Genomic DNA, 15,388 nt, shown 5'->3' on the forward strand with positions numbered 1-15,388 from the left:
AAGTGGGCGTACATCCGGCTCGAGGGCCGCTCCTTCGGCGACGTGCCCCTCAACGTCGAGCTCAAGCTCGAGGTCCACGACTCGCCGAACAGCGCGGGCATCGTCATCGACGCGGTGCGCTGCTGCAAGCTCGCCCTCGACACCGGGCAGAGCGGGGCGCTCGACGGCCCCTCCTCGTACTTCATGAAGTCGCCGCCGCACCAGGTCTCGGACAACGTGGCCCGGGAGCAGACCGGCGAGTTCATCGCCGAGGCCCAGGCGACGCTGCGCCGCCAGGCGGTCCGGGCCGAGCGCCACGAGCCGTCCGCGGCCGAGACCAACGGCAGGCACCTCGCCGAGCTCGGCGAGACGGTCGTACCGCCGGCGGCTGGCTGACCCACCGGTGGCGGGACCGGTGGTGGCTGCGGGCCGGGAGGGGCTCCCGGTCCGCACGCCTCGGCGGCAGATGCTGCCCTATCACGCCTACCGGGCCGGCGAGGCGGTGGTGCGGATGCTTCCCCACCGCGCCGCGTACGGCCTCGGCACCGCGCTCGCGGGCACCATGCTCACGCTGCGCCCGGGGCGCTTCTCCGCGCTGCGCTCCAACCTCCGCCACGTCCTCCCGGACGCCGACGAGCGCACCATGCGCCGGGTGATGCGTGCCAACGTCCACAACCTGGCGCGCTCCTGGATCGATGTCATGGAGATGGGGTTCCGGGGCGAGAAGCTCACCGCTCGGGTGCACCCCAAGGACACCGAGTACCTGCTCGAGCCCCAGAAGCGCGGCCGGGGGGTGGTGATCGTGTCCCTGCACCTCGGCTCCTGGGAGCTGGGGCTGGCGGCGTGGAACCACCGCTTCGGGCAGATGGCGGTGCTCGCCGAGGTGCTCCGTCCGCAACCGCTGTTCGACCGCATCGTGGCGGCGCGCAACCGGCTGGGGGTGCAGGTCATCCCCATCGACGTGGCCTCGATGCGCACCGGCGACTCCGACACCGCCCGGCGGCTGGGGGCGTCGGCGCTGCGCGACGTCTACCGGGTGCTGCGGGCCAACGGCATGGTGGCGATGGCCCTCGACCGCGACCTCGCCGGGAGCGGCGAGCCGCTGCCCTTCTTCGGGGCGCCGGTGCCGATCCCGATCGGCGTCGTCGAGATCGCCATCCGCACCGGCGCGGCGATCGTGCCCATCGTGCTGCTGCGCGAGGGCGACGACGTCATCGGCCAGTGCCACCCGGAGGTGGTCTACGACGCCGCCGCCGAGCGCGGCCCCGAGGTGCGCCGGGTCGCCTCCGAGGTGCTCCGGCTGCTCGAGCGGGTGATCCGCGAGCATCCCGACCAGTGGCACGTGCTCGACGAGCTCTGGCCCGCCGCCCCCGCCGCCAATGGCCGCGCCGCGGCGGTGGCGCGGTGAAGATCTGTCTGGTCTCGCCGTACGACTACACCCATCCGGGCGGGGTCAGCGAGCACGTCCGCCACCTCGCCGCCGAGCTGCGCTCCCGCGACCACCTGGTCACGGTGATGGCGCCGAGCAACGAGGTCGACGACGACAACGACATCCCCGGGTACGTTCGCATCGGCCGCAGCGTGCCGATGCCCGGCAACGGCTCGGTGGCGCGGATCGCGCTGAGCTTCCACCTGGTGCGCCGGGTGCGGCAGCTGCTCGACGCCGAGGGGTTCGACGTCGTCCATTACCACGAGCCGCTGGTGCCGGCGCTGCCGATCACCGTGCTCCGCTTCCACCGCGGCGCCAACGTGGGCACGTTCCACGCGTTCCAGCGGCGCAACCTCGGCTACTACTACGGGCGCCCCTTCCTGAAGCGGTACTTCAAGCGGCTGCACTCCTGCATCGCGGTGAGCGCGCCGGCGCGCGACTTCGTCAGCCGCTACTTCGCGGGCGACTACCACGTCGTGCCCAACGGCATCGACACCTCGCGCTTCCGGGCAGGGCTCGAGCCGCTCGACGCGCTGCGCACCCCGGGCAAGGCGACCCTGCTCTTCGTCGGCCGGCTGGAGCAGCGCAAGGGGCTGCCCACCCTGCTCGACGCCTACGCGGAGGTGCGCCGGCGGCGGCACGACGTGCGCCTGGTGGTGGTCGGCGACGGCGCGATGCGCTGGGGCTACGAGCGCTACGTCGAGTCCGAGGGCATCCCCGACGTCAGCTTCCTCGGCCACGTCGAGTCGGCGCTGCTGCCGCGCTGCTACACCTCCGCCGACATCTTCTGCTCGCCGGCCCTGGGCGGCGAGAGCTTCGGCATCGTCCTCCTCGAGGCGATGTCGAGCGGCGTGCCGGTGCTCGCCTCCGACATCCCCGGATTCCGCCAGGTGATCACACCCGGCCGGGACGGGATCCTGCTCCCCCGCGACGAGTCCGAGGCCTGGACGCGGGCCATCCTCGACCTGCTCGACAAGCCCGGCACCTGCCGGAGCCTGTCCGAGCAGGGTCTGCTCACCTCCCGACGGTACGACTGGGCGCGCATCGTCGACGCGGTCCTCGAGGTCTATTCGGAGGCGCGCGCCCGGGCGCGCCTGCACATGGTGGCTGCCGGTGTTCACGACTCGGTTCCAGGACTGGGTTAGGGCCGGCGCCCGCCGGCTGGTCCGGCTGCTCGGCCTCGACCGCCTCAATCCCAACACCATCACCGTGGTGGGGCTGCTGATCAACGCCGTCAGCGGCGTGCTCATCGCCGCCGGCCAGCTCATCGTCGGCGGTGTCGTGCTGCTCCTGGCGAGCCTCTTCGACGTCCTCGACGGTGCGGTCGCCCGGGTGACCGGGAAGGTGTACCGGTACGGCGCCTTCCTCGACTCCACCACCGATCGCTACGCCGAGGGCTTCACCTACATCGGGCTGCTCTGGTACTTCCTGTTCAACGGCCACCACACCGTCGAGCCGATGCTGGTGATCGCCGCGCTCACCGGCTCGCTGCTGGTGTCGTACGTGCGGGCGCGGGCACAGTCGCTCGGCTTCGTCTGCGACGGCGGCCTGCTCGCCCGTCCCGAGCGGGTGGTCTTCACCGTGATCGGCCTGCTGGTGCCGCCGCTGCTGCTGCCCGTCCTCTGGATCCTCGCCCTGCTCACCAACATCACCGCGGTGCAGCGCATCTGGTTCGTCTGGCGGCAGTCGCGGCAGACCGCGGCGGTGGACTGAATGGGCCGTCTCCGGGCCCTGCTCGCCTGGCTGCGCTGGGAGATGACCCGCGAGATCGAGGTGGACGGGGTCATCCGCCTGATCATCCTGGAGCGGTTCATCAAGGGCGGGGTGCTGCTCTTCGGCGGCATCGTCCTGGTCGCCGTCGGCAGCACCACCGACCTGCACCGCATCGCCGAGGACCTCCAGGTGCAGCTCGTCCTCGAGCCCGGGCGTCACCTCTGGCGCCGCATCCTCACCTGGGTGCTCGCGCGACTCGGGTCGCACCCCGACGCCATCGGCGTCGCCGCCATCCTCTACGGGCTGCTGGAGTGCGTCGAGGGGGTTGGGCTGACCCTCCGCAAGCGCTGGGCCGAGTACCTGGTGGTGCTCGCCACCTCCGCCTTCCTCCCCCTCGAGATCTCCGAGGTGCTCCGCCGCGTCACCCCGCTGAAGGTGGTCGCGCTGCTGGTGAACATCGCCATCGTCGTCTACCTGGTGTGGCGCAAGCGGCTGTTCATGGAGCGGCCGCACCCGGCCGAGCCGGCGGCGGCGTAGGCGCAATACACTCTCGCCGTGGACCTGGGACTGCGCGGCCGCGCCGCCTTCGTGGCGGCGTCGAGCCAGGGGATGGGGCGGGCGACCGCCGAGTGCTTCGCCGCCGAGGGCGCCGACGTCGGCATGTGCGCCCGGGGCGCCGAGGCGCTGGAGGAGGCGGCGGCCGCGGTGCGCGCCCACGGGGTCCGGGCCGTCACCCGGGTGGCCGACCTCGCCGAGGCCGCCGAGGCGGGGCCGGCCCTCGAGGCGGTGGCCGGCGAGCTGGGCCGGCTCGACGCCCTGGTGGTGAATGCCGGCGGCCCGCCGCCGGGCGTCTTCCGCCAGCTCGACGACGCCGCCTGGCAGCGTGCCCACGACCTCACCCTGATGAGCGCGGTGCGGCTGGTGCGTGCCGCGCTGCCGTGGCTGGAGCGCTCCGACGCGGGCAGCGTGCTGTTCATCTCCTCCCTCTCGATCCGCCAGCCGATCGGCAACCTGGTGCTCAGCAACGCGGTGCGCGCCGCCGTGCTCGGCCTCGCCAAGTCGCTCGCCACCGAGATCGCGCCGGTGCGCGTCAACACGCTGATGCCGGGGATGGTGCGCACCGGTCGCGCGCTGGCGCTGGCCCGGGCGCGCGCCGCCGAGGGACAGAGCGCCGACGAGGTGATGGCGGCGCAGGCGCAGTCGATCCCGCTGCGCCGCTATGGCGAGCCTGATGAGTTCGCGCGGGTTGCGGTGTTCATCTCGTCGCCGGCCGCGTCCTACGTCACCGGCGCGAACATTCCCGTCGACGGGGGCATCATCCAGGCGCCCTAGCGGACATGACTGTCCTGAACAGGCGCAGCTGACGGCGGTGTAGGTTGACAGTTCGGTCAGCCCTGAGTAGGCTCGGCCCGGCTCACAGTAGCGCGCGACGGGGGACCGAGATGAACGTGTGGACGCGCCGGGGTGCGCTCAAGAGCGGGGTCGCACTCCTCGCCGGGGCGGTCGGTCTCGAGGTCGTCGGCCGGGCCCGCGACGGAGCCGCCGCCGAGCTCGCGCTGCCGCTTCCGGCGGTGCCGCCCGCCGCCTCCACCGTGGTCCTCCACGCCCGCCGCCTGCGGGCGGTTCCGGTGGGTGGACGGCCGGGCATGCCGGTCGAGCACGGGGCGCGCCTGACCCTCCTCGCCGACCTCGTCGACGCCGGCGGGGCGGTTGTCGGCAGCCTCACCGGGGTCTCCCACTGCACCGTGGCACCGCTCTCCTCCGACGACTGGCCGGTGGGGGCGATCGAGACCCACACCCTGTCACTCCGCGACGGCACCATCCTGGGGATGGGCACCGCCCCGGCGGTCGCCTGGGGAACCGGCGCCTTCGCGGTGGTGGGGGGCACCGGCCGCTACGCCGGGGCCACCGGCAGCTACGTCGCCGAGCAGCAGAACGACGCCGCCGGCGGGCGCGGATGCGCCCGCTACACCCTGACGCTCACCGCCGCGGAGGACCATCAGCGTGGCATTTGACGCCTTCCTCAAGCTCGTGCCCGCCGCCGCCGCCCAGCCGGCTCCCACCGGCGAGAGCCAGGATGCGAAGCACCCGGGGGAGATCCCGATCTCCGGCTACAACCTCGGCATCACCCAGCACATCACCCAGGGTTCGGCCAGTGCCGGAGCCGGCGCCGGCAAGGCCACCTTCACCGACTTCAGCTTCACGACCCCCGTCAGCAAGGCCTCGCCGCTGCTCTTCCAGGCGTGCGCGGCGGGCGCGCGCTTCTCCCAGGCGATCGTCAGCCTGCGCAAGGCAGGTGGTGCCAGCAAGGGTGCGGGGTTCGACTTCCTCAAGATCACCATGAACGGCGTCTTCGTCAGCGGCTACAGCTCGGGAGGCGCCGCCGGTGACGAGTCTCCGCACGACGACGTCCACCTGAGCTGCGCGGGCATGCACTTCGACTACACCCCGCAGCGGCCGGACGGCAGCGCCGACACCCCGGTCAAGGGCGGCTGGGACATCACCAAGAACGTTCCCGCCTAGGTCAGCCGGGGAGCAGGAACCCCTGCTCGACCAGGCTCCGGGTGACCTGGAGGGCGCCGGGCAGCAGGGTGTCGAGCTCCACACCGAGGTCGCGGGACAGGTCGGCGAGCAGCTCGCCGAGCGGGGCGGCGCCGGTGCAGCGGCCCAGCAGCATCGCGCCGTGGGGGTCGATGACCCCCTGGTAGCCGAGGCCGCGCACCAGCCGGACGCTGGTCCGCTCGACCTCCCAGCCCTCGGCGCCGGGGGTGCAGCTCTGCTCCAGGCATGCGTCCGGGGACAGCCGCAGCCGCGCCGAGAGCAGCGCCTCCTCGCCGGGCAGGCGATCCAGAAGGTCGCGGAGGGCGAAGCCGCGCAGGATCTGGTCGCCGCAGTCGCCGGGGACGCGGGTGACCGCCTGCTCGGCGCGGAACCACGGGCTGCGGCCCTCCTCGGCACGCCGCAGCACCAGCAACCCGCTGCCCATGGCGGCGATGCCGCGGCGCCGGTAGTGATCCATCCAGGTCTCGAAGAGATCCTCGTGGCGATGCGGCGGCTCGGTGTGGGTGATCCACACGGTCGCGTACACCTCGGGCTCCTGGATCTCCGCGCACATCGCCCAGGCGTCGCAGCCGGTGTCCGCGCACCACTCTCCGACCACCTCGCTCCAGTTGCCGCCGGCGGGCACCGCGAAGTTGCAGAGGAGCTGGCAGAAGCCGCCGGGCTCGAGGTGCGCCGCCCCCTCGCGCACCACCTGGCGGCAGAGCGCGTCGCCCTCGACGTCGGCGTCGCGATAGAGGTAGGCGCGCTCCGGCGAGATCACGAAGGGCGGGTTGGAGACGACCAGGTCGAAGCGCTCGCCGGCGACCGGACCGAAGAGATCGCCGTGGCGCGCCTCGACGTTGCCGGCGGCGTTGAGCGCGGCGTTGAAGGCGGCGAAGGCCACCGCCCGCGGGTTGCGGTCGGCGGCGACCACGGCGTCGCTGTGGGGAGCGGCGAGCAGCGCCTGGATCCCGGAGCCGGTGCCGAGGTCCAGGGTGCGGCGGCTGTGGCGGCGCACGGTGAGCTCCGCCAGGGTGATCGAGCTGCTGCCCACGCCCATCACGAAGTCGCCGCGGAGGGGGTCGTCGAGGCCGCGGGGCGGATCGGCGGCGAGGAGCAGGTCGTTGTGGGGGCGCAGCCGCACCAGCGGGCGGACGCTGCCGCCGTCCTCGGTCACCAGGCCGGCGCGCGCCCAGTCGCCGAGCCGGGTCGGCGCCACCGCGGCACGGAACGCGCCGTCGGTGACCGGCTCGCCGAGGATCAGGAGCCGCACCAGCGTCTCCAGCGGCGAGCCGCCCCGGGTTCGGTGCAGCAGCATCCGGCGCTGGATCCCCAGCACCTCGGGCAGGCGCGGCAGGCCGAGGGCGGAGAGCACCGACGGCTCGGAGTAGCCGGCGGCGTCGAGCACCTCGCGGAGCCGGCGGGGGTCGCCACTCGGAGCCTGGGTCACCGGCGCATTATCGGCGGCCCCGCCCGGCTCAGCGGGCCCCGGCGCGCCCCCGCTGGAGGCGGCGCCAGAGCGCCAGGCTGCTCAGGTACGCGACCGCGAAGCCGGCGGCGGCGGCGAGGGTGACCCGGCCGGCGTCGGTGCGCGCCCCCGCCGAGGTGGTGGCGAGGAGGCCGCGCACGCCGCCCTGCGGGCTCGCCACCGTCGCGGCCAGCGGAGGCGGGCCGGTGACGGTGCGCAGCGGGTGGGTGGTCTCGTCGTAGGGAACGGTGCTGGTGCTCGGCACCACCGGCGCCACCGGCGCCACCGGAGCCGCGGTCGCCGCCGGCGCGGTCAGCGGGGGGGCGGTCTGGACGCTGGCGGGCGCGGGCGCCGCCGCGGTCACCGGCGGCACCTGGGCACGGGGCGCGGACCGCACCGGGGCGGGGACGGGTGCGGGGGCGCAGCCGCCGCTGCGGCCCAGCGCGCGGTCGACGCGCAGCGCTCCGCCGGGGCCCTCGGTTCCCTGGATGCGGTCGTAGGCCTGCTGGTTGGTCAGCCCGGTGCTCATCAGCAGCGCCAGGGCGCCGGCGACGTGAGGCGTGGCCATCGAGGTTCCGGTCAGCCAGGCGTAGGCGCCGCCGGTGTAGGTGGAGATGATCCCGGTGCCCACGTTGGTGCCGCTGAGGTTCTCGCCGCCGGCGGCGAAGACGTTGACCCCGCCGGTGGGGCTGTACGACGCCACCCCGCCGCCCTGGCTCAGGGCGCCGACCACCATCGCCTGGCGATCCATCTGCGCGTAGCCGCTGGTGCCCGGCTGGTCGCCCGCGGCGACGGCGACGCCGAGGCCGTGGGCGTACGCGTCGGAGATCGCCGCGGCCACCTCCGGCGGCGTGGTCCCGTTGGTGGCGCCGACGCTGACGTTCAGCACCACCGGTCCACGCCAGGAGGGCGCCACCTGGTTGGTGATGTAGCTGATCGCGGTGGCGAGGTCGGTGGAGGTGCCCTGGCCGCCGCCGAAGAGCATCTGGACCGAGTAGATCCGCGCGTCGGGTGCGGCGCCGCTCATGCCCACGCCGTTGTTGCTGTCGGCGGCGGCGATGCCGGCCACGTGGGTGGCGTGGCCGTGGTCGGTGGGCGCCTCGCCCGGCACCACCTGGCCGTTCTGCACCACCATCGAGCCCGCCGCCTTGCCGGCGAGGTCGGGATGGCCGAAGTCGACGCCGCCGTCGATGACGGCGATGAGCGCGCCCGCCCCGGAGGAGGCGCACCACGCGGCGGGGAACCCCGCCTGGGTCAGGCCCCACTGCCGGCCGGCGGTGAACCAGGGGTCGTTGGGTGCGCTGGTCGCCGCCGCGGCGGTGATCGCCTGGCCGGCGAGGAGCACGCAGGCCGCGCCCACCACGGTGCCGGCGGCACGACGACGCATTCCACCCGTCCCTCTCATCAACTGAGGGAAACGCCCCGACCCCCCCTTTTCTGGCGGTCGGGCCGCGACTCCGCCGCGCTGCGCCAGAATGGCGCCCATGCACGTGCTCGGGCACGTCCCCGTCGCGACCCGGCTCGACCGTGCGGTCCGCGACGGGAGCCTTGCCCACGCCACCCTCCTGGCAGGCCCCGACGGCGTGGGCAAGACCACCCTCGCCGAGGTCGTGGCCGCCGCCGTGCTCGACGCCGCCGCCTGGCCCGGGGGCCTCCGCGCCCACCCCGACCACTGGCTCGAGGACTCCGACGACGAGCGGATCAAGATCGCGCGGATGCGGCATGGGGGCGGCACCCCGGAGTCCGGTCCCAGCCTGCAGGACTTCCTCGGGCTGCGCAGCTACGCGGGCGGGCGGCGGGTGGCGGTGATCGGCCGCGCCGACCGGCTCACCGAGGATGCCGCCAACTGTGTCCTCAAGACCCTGGAGGAGCCGCCGCCGGGCACCCACCTGCTGCTCTGCGCGGCCCACCCGGAGCGGCTGCCGGCGACGATCGTCTCCCGCTGCCAGGTGCTCGGCTGCGCCCCGGTGCCCGCCGGCGAGATCCGGGCCTGGCTCGAGTCGGTGCACGGGGTGGCCGCCGGCCTCGCCGGCGGCGCTGCGGCCCTCTCCGGCGGCCGTCCCGGCCGCGCCCTCCAGCTCGCCACCCAGCCCGGGGCGATGCGGGTGGAGATCGAGGCGGTGGGCGCCTTCCTGGCCGCCGCCGGCTCGGGGCGGGGAGGCGCCCTGCAGGCGGCCGCGGCGCTGGCGCCCCCGAACACCGCCGAGGGCCGCGAGCGCGCCCTCACCCAGGTCACCGCATGGAGCGGCTTCGTCCGCGACGTCGCGTGCATCGCCGCGGGGGCACCCGAGCTGGCGGTGTGGGAGCCCTTCCGCGCCGCTGCGGCGAGCTGGGCCCAGACCCTGCCGCCGGAGCGCATCGCCGGCATCCTCGGCCGCTGTGTGGACACCGCCGACCAGGTGGCGCAGTACGCTGTGCCCCGCCTCAGCTACGAGGTTCTCTTCCTCGACATCTTCACCGTCACCCCCGCGCCCCCGCGGACGGCCGGCGTGGACGTCGGGGCCGCCTTCGAGGGGCCGGCCGGCTCCGCTGAGCGGACCCCGAAGCCGCGCGCCCCGCGACGGCGCTGATCCCGGAGCCAGCATGCCTCTCGCCATCGGAGTGAAGTTCAAGCGCAACGGCCCGCTCGCCTACTACGACCCGGCGGGCGAGGCCTTCGCCCTCGGCGAGAACGTGCTCGCCGACACCGCCCGCGGTCCCGAGATCGGTGAGGTGGTGCTCGCCCCGGCGGAGATCGGCGCGGCGCTCCTCCCCGCCGAGCTCAAGCCGGTGATCCGCCGCGCCACCCCCGACGACCTCACCCGCCGCCGCGAGCTGGAGGACCAGGGGCCCGAGCACGTGCGCGTCGCCAAGGAGCGGGTCCACGCCTTCCGGCTCGACATGAAGGTGATCGCCGCCACCTCGTCGTTCGACGGCAACCGCATCCTCTTCGACTTCAGCGCCGACGGCCGGATCGACTTCCGCGAGCTCGCCCGCGACCTGGCCGCGATCTTCCAGCGCCGGGTCGAGCTCCGCCAGATCTTCCCCCGCGACGAGTCCAAGCTCCAGGACGGCTACGGACCCTGCGGCCGGCGGCTCTGCTGCTCCTCCTGGCTCAAGGAGTTCCAGCCGGTCTCCATCAAGCACGCCAAGGAGCAGGGGCTGCCGCTCAACCCGGCCAAGCTGAACGGGATGTGCGGCAAGCTCAAGTGCTGCCTGGTCTACGAGAACGACCAGTACGTCGAGCTGAAGTCGAAGCTCCCCAAGCCCGGCCAGATCGTCGAGGTCGCCGAGGGCAGCGCGGTGGTGCGCGACATCAACGTCCCCCGCGAGCTGGTGCGGGTGCAGCTCGAGGCCACCGGGGCGGTGCTCGCCATCCCGGCGGCCGAGCTGGAGCTCGACGTGCCGGTGCCGCCGGTGCCCTCCTCCGTCCCCTCCGGCCGCCGCCGGCGGCGCCGTGGCGGCGGCGGGGGCGGCGGCGGCGGCGGCGCGGCGGCCCCGCCGGGCTGATGTCGACACTCCGCCGCGCCTCGCTCGGCGAGGACTTCGGCTACACCCCGGGCGAGCAGCCCCCCGACGGCGACGGCTGGCTCAAGCTCAACACCAACGAGGCGCCGCTCGGGCCCTCCAGCGCGGTGGCGCCGGCGGTGGCGGCGGCGGCTGCGCTGCTGCACCGCTACCCCGACCCGTTCGGCGAGCCGCTGCGCTCGGCCCTCGCCCGGCACCACGGCGTCGAGACCGCGGCGGTCTTCGTCGCCAACGGCGGCGACCAGGTCATCGACTGCCTCTTCCGCGCCTACTGCGAGCCCGGCGACCGTGCGGTCTGGCCGGTGCCCACCTACTCGCTCCTCCCCGTGCTCGCCCGGCTGTTCGGGGTCGAGCCCGTCGAGCTGCCCCTCGATCCCGACCTCGGGCTGCCCGCCGGGCTGGGCACCGTCGAGGGCCGGCTGCGCTTCGTGGTCAACCCGAATGCCCCCACCGGGGTGTGGACCGCGCCCGATGCCCTCGAGGAGCTGCTCGCGGCGGCGCCCGGGGTGGTTGCCATCGACGAAGCCTACTGCGACTTCGCCCCGGGGTCCTGCATCCCCCTCCTCGACCGGCATCCGACCTGGGTGGTGATGCGCACCTTCTCGAAGGGGTACGCCCTCGCCGGGCTGCGGGTCGGCTACGCGGTCGGCCACCCCGAGCTGATCGCCGACCTGCTCGCGGTGAAGGACTCCTACCCGGTCGACCGCTGCGCCCTCGCCGGTGCGACCGCGGCCCTGGCCGACCACGAGCACCACCGCCGCCTCGTCGACGGGGTGCGCGGCGAGCGGGCCCGGCTGTCGGCGCGGCTGGAGGCGGCGGGCTGGCAGCTCACCCCCTCCGAGGCCAACTTCGTGTTCGCCCGGCCCCCGGGCGGCGACGCGGTGGCGGTGCTGGCGCGGCTGCGCGAGCGCCGCATCCTGGTCCGCCACTTCGCCGGCGAGCACGCCGACCGGCTGCGCATCACCGTCGGCGCCCCCGCCGAGAACGACCGGCTGCTCGACGCCCTCGGCATCTGAGCGGCCCGGTCAGGATCCGGGCGGGGCACCCTCGCCGATGGCGTCGAGGAGCCGCTCGAGCACCGGGACGGCGTCGACCAGGGCGGCCTGGTCCCCGGCGTCCAGGCAGGCCATCGCCGCCTCCAGCAGCCGGGTGCCGGTGGAGCGGAGCTGGGCGAGCAGCGCCTCGCCGCCCGCGGTCAGCTCGACCAGGTAGGAGCGGCCGTCGCGGGCGTCGGTCCGCCGCCGCACCAGCGCGGCGCCCTCGAGCTGGTCGACGAGCCGGGAGACGGTGGGCGCGGCGATGCCCTCCTGGGCGGCGAGGTCGCCCAGCCGCAGCGGCCCCCGGCTCTCGATGGTGGCGAGCGCCGAGAGCTGGGTGGCGGTGAGGCCGCCGTCGGCGGTGCGCCGCAGCCGGCGGGCGAGGCGCAGCACCACCAGGCGCGCCCGGGTGGCGATCTCCGCCCGGGTCGCGGTCGCGGGGACGCTCGCCTCCGTGCTCATCCCCCGGAGTGTATCGGGGGAGCCGGCGATCTCACGTGACCGGAGCATCTGCCAACGTGCCGCGGAGACCGCCACCGCGGGGCGGCTACCATCGCGCAGATGGAGAGCGCCAGCGCACCGGCATCCGGGCAGCCCGGAGCCGCCGTCATCGGCGCCCCGCGCCTCGAACCCCGGGAGCTCCGGCTGGTCATCGGCGCCCTGATGCTCGGGATGCTGATGGCCTCGCTCGACCAGACCATCGTCTCCACCGCGCTGCCCACCATCGTCGGCGAGCTCGGCGGCCTGCAGCACCTCTCCTGGGTGGTCACCGCCTACCTTCTCGCCGCCACCGTGAGCACGCCCCTGTACGGGAAGCTCGGCGACCTCTTCGGCCGCAAGGGCGTCTTCCAGGTGGCGATCGTCCTGTTCCTGATCGGGTCGGTGCTCTGCGGCCTCGCCCAGAACATGATCGAGCTGATCGCCTTCCGCGCCGTCCAGGGGCTGGGCGGTGGCGGCCTCATGGTCTGCGCCCAGGCGATCATCGCCGACGTCGTCAGCCCCCGCGAGCGCGGCCGCTACCAGGGGTACTTCGGCGCCGTGTTCGGGCTCTCGTCGATCGGCGGCCCGCTGATCGGCGGCTTCTTCACCGACCACCTCAGCTGGCGCTGGGTCTTCTACGTCAACGTCCCCCTGGGCGTCCTCGCCCTGGTGGTGACCACGATCGTGCTCCGGCTGCCGCCGGGGCGGGTCGAGCACCGCATCGACATCCTCGGCGCCGCGCTGCTCGCCGCCGGGGTGAGCAGCCTGGTGCTCCTCACCACCTGGGGCGGCAGCCAGTACCCGTGGGGCTCGGCGGAGATCGTCGGGCTGGGGATCGCCGCGGTGGTGTGCCTCGCCCTCTTCGTGCTCGTCGAGAGCCGCGCCGCCGAGCCGATCCTCCCCCTCCACCTCTTCCGGATGAAGGTGTTCACGGTGTCGAGCGCGGTGGGCTTCATCGTCGGCCTCGCCCTCTTCGGCACCATCACCTACCTGCCCCTGTTCCTGCAGCTGGTCACCGGCGCCTCGGCGACGAACTCCGGGCTGCTCCTGCTGCCGCTGATGGGCGGGGTGCTGACCAGCTCGATCGTCTCCGGCCAGGTGATCTCCCGCTCCGGCCGCTACCGCGTCTTCCCGATCGCCGGCACCGCGCTGATGTGCGCAGGCATGCTCCTGCTCTCCCGCATCGACGCCCACACCAGCCAGGGCACGGTCTCCCTCGACATGGTGGTGCTGGGCCTGGGACTGGGCCTGGTGATGCAGGTGCTGGTGCTGGTGGTGCAGAGCAGCGTCGGGCGCGGCGACCTCGGCGTCGCCACCTCGGCGGCGACCTTCTTCCGCTCGGTGGGCGGATCGGTGGGCACCGCGATCTTCGGCGCGGTCTTCACCAACGCGCTGACCTCCAACCTCGCCCGCGACCTCTCCCCGCAGGCGCTGGCGCGGATCGGCGGGAACCTCGCCGGCCGCCCGTCGGCGCTGCAGGCGCTCCCCGCGTCGGTGCGCACCGGCTACCTCGACGCCTTCGCCGGCGCCGTCGCCACCGTGTTCGAGGTCGGGCTGCCCATCGCCCTGCTCGCCTTCCTGCTCACCCTGCTGCTCCCCGAGGTGCAGCTCCGCGGCCGCGAGGACCCGGCGATGGCCGCGCGCCACGTCGGCGTCGGCCTGGGCATGCCCTCGCCACAGGCCTCGCTGGTGGAGCGCTTCCTGGCGCTGCAGCCGGTGATGCAGGGGCAGGTCCGCACCCTCATCCCCGCCGACCTGCGCCGCGAGCTCGCCGACGCCGTCACCGGGCTGAGCTACGTTGAGGTCGAGGCGCTGCGCACCCTCGGGCTGACCGGCCGGATCGGCGCCACCCTGTCGATGGAGGAGCTGGCGGCGGTCCCGGGGATGGGCCCGGAGGCCGCCGAGCGGCTCGCCTCCACCCTCCACCAGCGCGGCCTGGTGCAGCGGAAGCATCCCGGCGACGGCCCCGACGCCGAGCTGGTGATGAGCGAGCGGGCGGTGGACCTGGTCGGCCGCTACCGCGCCGCGGCCCACAGCGCCCGGGGCCAGATGATCGCCGCGCTCGACGAGCACGAGCTGGAGACCATGCTGGGACTGATGGAGAAGGTCGCCTCCGGGGTGATCGGCACCGCGGCGGGGCCACCGGCGGAGGTGGCGGCGCGATGACCGAGGAGGCGATGACCGCGCTCGAGCGGGAGCTGACCCTGCTGGTCCGCCGGGTGCTGCGCGGGCTCTGGACCGCCGACCACGGCCCCGACATCGACCACACCGTGTTCCCGCTGCTGGTGGCACTCCGCGACGAGGGCCCGATGCGCACCGGCGAGCTGGCCCGCCACTTCCACCTCGACAAGTCCACGGTGAGCCGCCACATCGCCCGCCTCGAGGCGGCCGGGCTGGTCGAGACCCGTCCCGACCTCAACGACCGCCGCTGCGCCCAGCTGCACACCACCCCGCGGGGCAGCGAGCGCGTCGACGAGATCCGCGCCGCCCGCCGGGCCCCGCTGCGGCAGGTGCTCGACGGCTGGAGCGACGCCGACCGCGACCGGCTCACCCTGCTCCTCCGCCGGCTCAACGTCGCCATGAACGAGCGCGAGCCCGCCCGTCCCGCCACCTGAGCACGGCGATCGCCACCCCCGAAGGGGGGATGACCTCTGGGTCAATCGGCGATACACTCGGCCATGGAAGGAAGCCGTGCCCTGGCGAGGCCGGCCATGAGTGGACCGTGGTTCACGGTCGGGGCCGTCGTTCGACGCCGGCCCGTGGGAGACGCGCATGCGGATCCGCCAAGGCCTGTTCGCGCCCGAGCCCGACGCCCCCGCCTGGCGGCGGCGCCGCCCGCTGATCGCGGCGCCCGCCCTGGTCGCCGGCGGCGGCGCCCTGGTGGTCGCGCTCCGGCTGATCGGGCCGGGGATCGCCCCGACCTCGCCCTACACCGCGGCGCCGCCGACCGCGGTCAGCGGCCCCGCCGCGGCGATCCAGCCGGTGGAGCCGTTCCCGGCCCTGCCACCGCTGAGCTCGTCCTCCGCCGCCCCCGCGGTGGTGGTGCCGTCCACCTCCGGCCACGCCTCCGCCGCCTCCGCTCCGCCGGTGGCAGCGCCGCCGCCGGCCGCCGCGGTGGCTCCCCCGGCGGTGCTGCCGCCGCCCTCGGGGGTGGTCAACGCCCCGGTTGCGACCGCGGCACCCACGCCGGCGCCGACCCCGAAGCCGACGCCGCCGCCGCTGACCCCCGCCGAG

17 protein-coding genes are annotated in these 15,388 nt (G+C 74.6%); 14 read left to right on the forward strand and 3 right to left on the reverse strand.

All coding sequences use genetic code 11. The features are described 5' to 3' along the window. The 8 genes from VGL20_20890 to VGL20_20925 all read left to right on the forward strand — a co-directional run. Positions 1-375: hypothetical protein (locus VGL20_20890; GenBank protein HEY2706146.1), on the forward strand; the 375-nt coding region annotated here is incomplete at its 5' end. A gap of 70 nt (positions 376-445) precedes the next feature. Further along, on the forward strand, positions 446-1,387 hold the full coding sequence (locus VGL20_20895) for a hypothetical protein (GenBank protein ID HEY2706147.1): 942 nt from the start codon (positions 446-448) through the stop codon (positions 1,385-1,387). Next, positions 1,384-2,553, forward strand: a complete 1,170-nt coding sequence (locus tag VGL20_20900) for a glycosyltransferase family 4 protein (protein HEY2706148.1) — start codon at positions 1,384-1,386, stop codon at positions 2,551-2,553. Before VGL20_20895 ends, VGL20_20900 begins: the two co-directional genes overlap by 4 nt. Continuing rightward, on the forward strand, positions 2,522-3,121 hold the full coding sequence (locus VGL20_20905; protein HEY2706149.1) for a CDP-alcohol phosphatidyltransferase family protein: 600 nt from the start codon (positions 2,522-2,524) through the stop codon (positions 3,119-3,121). Before VGL20_20900 ends, VGL20_20905 begins: the two co-directional genes overlap by 32 nt. Beyond that, complete coding sequence (locus VGL20_20910) at positions 3,122-3,658, forward strand: DUF2127 domain-containing protein (protein HEY2706150.1); 537 nt, start codon at positions 3,122-3,124, stop codon at positions 3,656-3,658. A gap of 18 nt (positions 3,659-3,676) precedes the next feature. Then, on the forward strand, positions 3,677-4,453 hold the full coding sequence (locus tag VGL20_20915) for an SDR family oxidoreductase (protein ID HEY2706151.1): 777 nt from the start codon (positions 3,677-3,679) through the stop codon (positions 4,451-4,453). Positions 4,454-4,563: 110 nt separating this feature from the next. Continuing rightward, the gene (locus VGL20_20920) at positions 4,564-5,136 is read left to right on the forward strand and encodes a hypothetical protein (protein ID HEY2706152.1); all 573 of its coding nucleotides are present in this window, start codon (positions 4,564-4,566) and stop codon (positions 5,134-5,136) included. After that, positions 5,126-5,644 (forward strand): type VI secretion system tube protein Hcp, encoded by a 519-nt coding sequence (locus VGL20_20925; GenBank protein HEY2706153.1) that lies wholly within the window; start codon positions 5,126-5,128, stop codon positions 5,642-5,644. Before VGL20_20920 ends, VGL20_20925 begins: the two co-directional genes overlap by 11 nt. Before the next feature lies 1 nt (position 5,645). Here VGL20_20925 and VGL20_20930 read toward each other — a convergent pair whose 3' ends face one another. After that, complete coding sequence (locus VGL20_20930; protein ID HEY2706154.1) at positions 5,646-7,112, reverse strand: methyltransferase; 1,467 nt, start codon at positions 7,110-7,112, stop codon at positions 5,646-5,648. A 28-nt stretch (positions 7,113-7,140) separates the two neighbouring features. Beyond that, positions 7,141-8,517, reverse strand: coding sequence for a S8 family serine peptidase (locus VGL20_20935; protein ID HEY2706155.1), 1,377 nt, complete (start codon positions 8,515-8,517; stop codon positions 7,141-7,143). Positions 8,518-8,614: 97 nt separating this feature from the next. Here VGL20_20935 and VGL20_20940 point away from each other — a divergent pair, with 97 nt between their 5' ends. Genes VGL20_20940 through hisC form a run of 3 tightly spaced genes read left to right on the forward strand, consistent with a single transcriptional unit; the run spans position 8,615 to position 11,653 of the window. Beyond that, a complete protein-coding gene (locus VGL20_20940) occupies positions 8,615-9,700 on the forward strand; it encodes a hypothetical protein (GenBank protein HEY2706156.1) in 1,086 nt (361 codons plus the stop codon). A 13-nt stretch (positions 9,701-9,713) separates the two neighbouring features. Then, positions 9,714-10,619, forward strand: coding sequence for a regulatory iron-sulfur-containing complex subunit RicT (ricT, locus tag VGL20_20945; GenBank protein HEY2706157.1), 906 nt, complete (start codon positions 9,714-9,716; stop codon positions 10,617-10,619). Then, entirely contained in the window at positions 10,619-11,653 is a 1,035-nt protein-coding gene (hisC, locus tag VGL20_20950) for a histidinol-phosphate transaminase (protein HEY2706158.1), read from the forward strand. The genes ricT and hisC overlap by 1 nt, the downstream gene beginning before the upstream one ends. Positions 11,654-11,662: 9 nt before the next feature. Here hisC and VGL20_20955 read toward each other — a convergent pair whose 3' ends face one another. After that, positions 11,663-12,136, reverse strand: coding sequence for a MarR family transcriptional regulator (locus VGL20_20955; protein HEY2706159.1), 474 nt, complete (start codon positions 12,134-12,136; stop codon positions 11,663-11,665). Positions 12,137-12,235: 99 nt separating this feature from the next. Between VGL20_20955 and VGL20_20960 the strand changes: the two genes are divergently transcribed. The 3 genes from VGL20_20960 to VGL20_20970 all read left to right on the forward strand — a co-directional run. After that, on the forward strand, positions 12,236-14,320 hold the full coding sequence (locus VGL20_20960) for an MFS transporter (GenBank protein ID HEY2706160.1): 2,085 nt from the start codon (positions 12,236-12,238) through the stop codon (positions 14,318-14,320). Then, complete coding sequence (locus tag VGL20_20965; protein HEY2706161.1) at positions 14,317-14,769, forward strand: MarR family transcriptional regulator; 453 nt, start codon at positions 14,317-14,319, stop codon at positions 14,767-14,769. The genes VGL20_20960 and VGL20_20965 overlap by 4 nt, the downstream gene beginning before the upstream one ends. 157 nt (positions 14,770-14,926) lie before the next feature. Next, a partial coding sequence (locus VGL20_20970) for a hypothetical protein (protein HEY2706162.1) occupies positions 14,927-15,388 on the forward strand: 462 nt, incomplete at its 3' end.

This window comes from Candidatus Dormiibacterota bacterium (assembly GCA_036495095.1).
In the GTDB taxonomy this organism is placed as follows: Bacteria; Chloroflexota; Dormibacteria; order Aeolococcales; family Aeolococcaceae; genus CF-96.

Excerpts from the sequence above, each read along its gene's own strand:
- VGL20_20895 (HEY2706147.1), top strand. The coding sequence starts at position 446 with ATGCTGCCCTATCACGCCTACCGGGCCGGCGAGGCGGTGGTGCGGATG.
- VGL20_20910 (HEY2706150.1), top strand. The coding sequence starts at position 3,122 with ATGGGCCGTCTCCGGGCCCTGCTCGCCTGGCTGCGCTGGGAGATGACC.
- VGL20_20920 (HEY2706152.1), top strand. The coding sequence starts at position 4,564 with ATGAACGTGTGGACGCGCCGGGGTGCGCTCAAGAGCGGGGTCGCACTC.
- VGL20_20935 (HEY2706155.1), bottom strand. The coding sequence starts at position 8,517 with ATGCGTCGTCGTGCCGCCGGCACCGTGGTGGGCGCGGCCTGCGTGCTC.
- VGL20_20940 (HEY2706156.1), top strand. The coding sequence starts at position 8,615 with ATGCACGTGCTCGGGCACGTCCCCGTCGCGACCCGGCTCGACCGTGCG.
- ricT (HEY2706157.1), top strand. The coding sequence starts at position 9,714 with ATGCCTCTCGCCATCGGAGTGAAGTTCAAGCGCAACGGCCCGCTCGCC.
- hisC (HEY2706158.1), top strand. The coding sequence starts at position 10,619 with ATGTCGACACTCCGCCGCGCCTCGCTCGGCGAGGACTTCGGCTACACC.
- VGL20_20955 (HEY2706159.1), bottom strand. The coding sequence starts at position 12,136 with ATGAGCACGGAGGCGAGCGTCCCCGCGACCGCGACCCGGGCGGAGATC.
- VGL20_20960 (HEY2706160.1), top strand. The coding sequence starts at position 12,236 with ATGGAGAGCGCCAGCGCACCGGCATCCGGGCAGCCCGGAGCCGCCGTC.
- VGL20_20965 (HEY2706161.1), top strand. The coding sequence starts at position 14,317 with ATGACCGAGGAGGCGATGACCGCGCTCGAGCGGGAGCTGACCCTGCTG.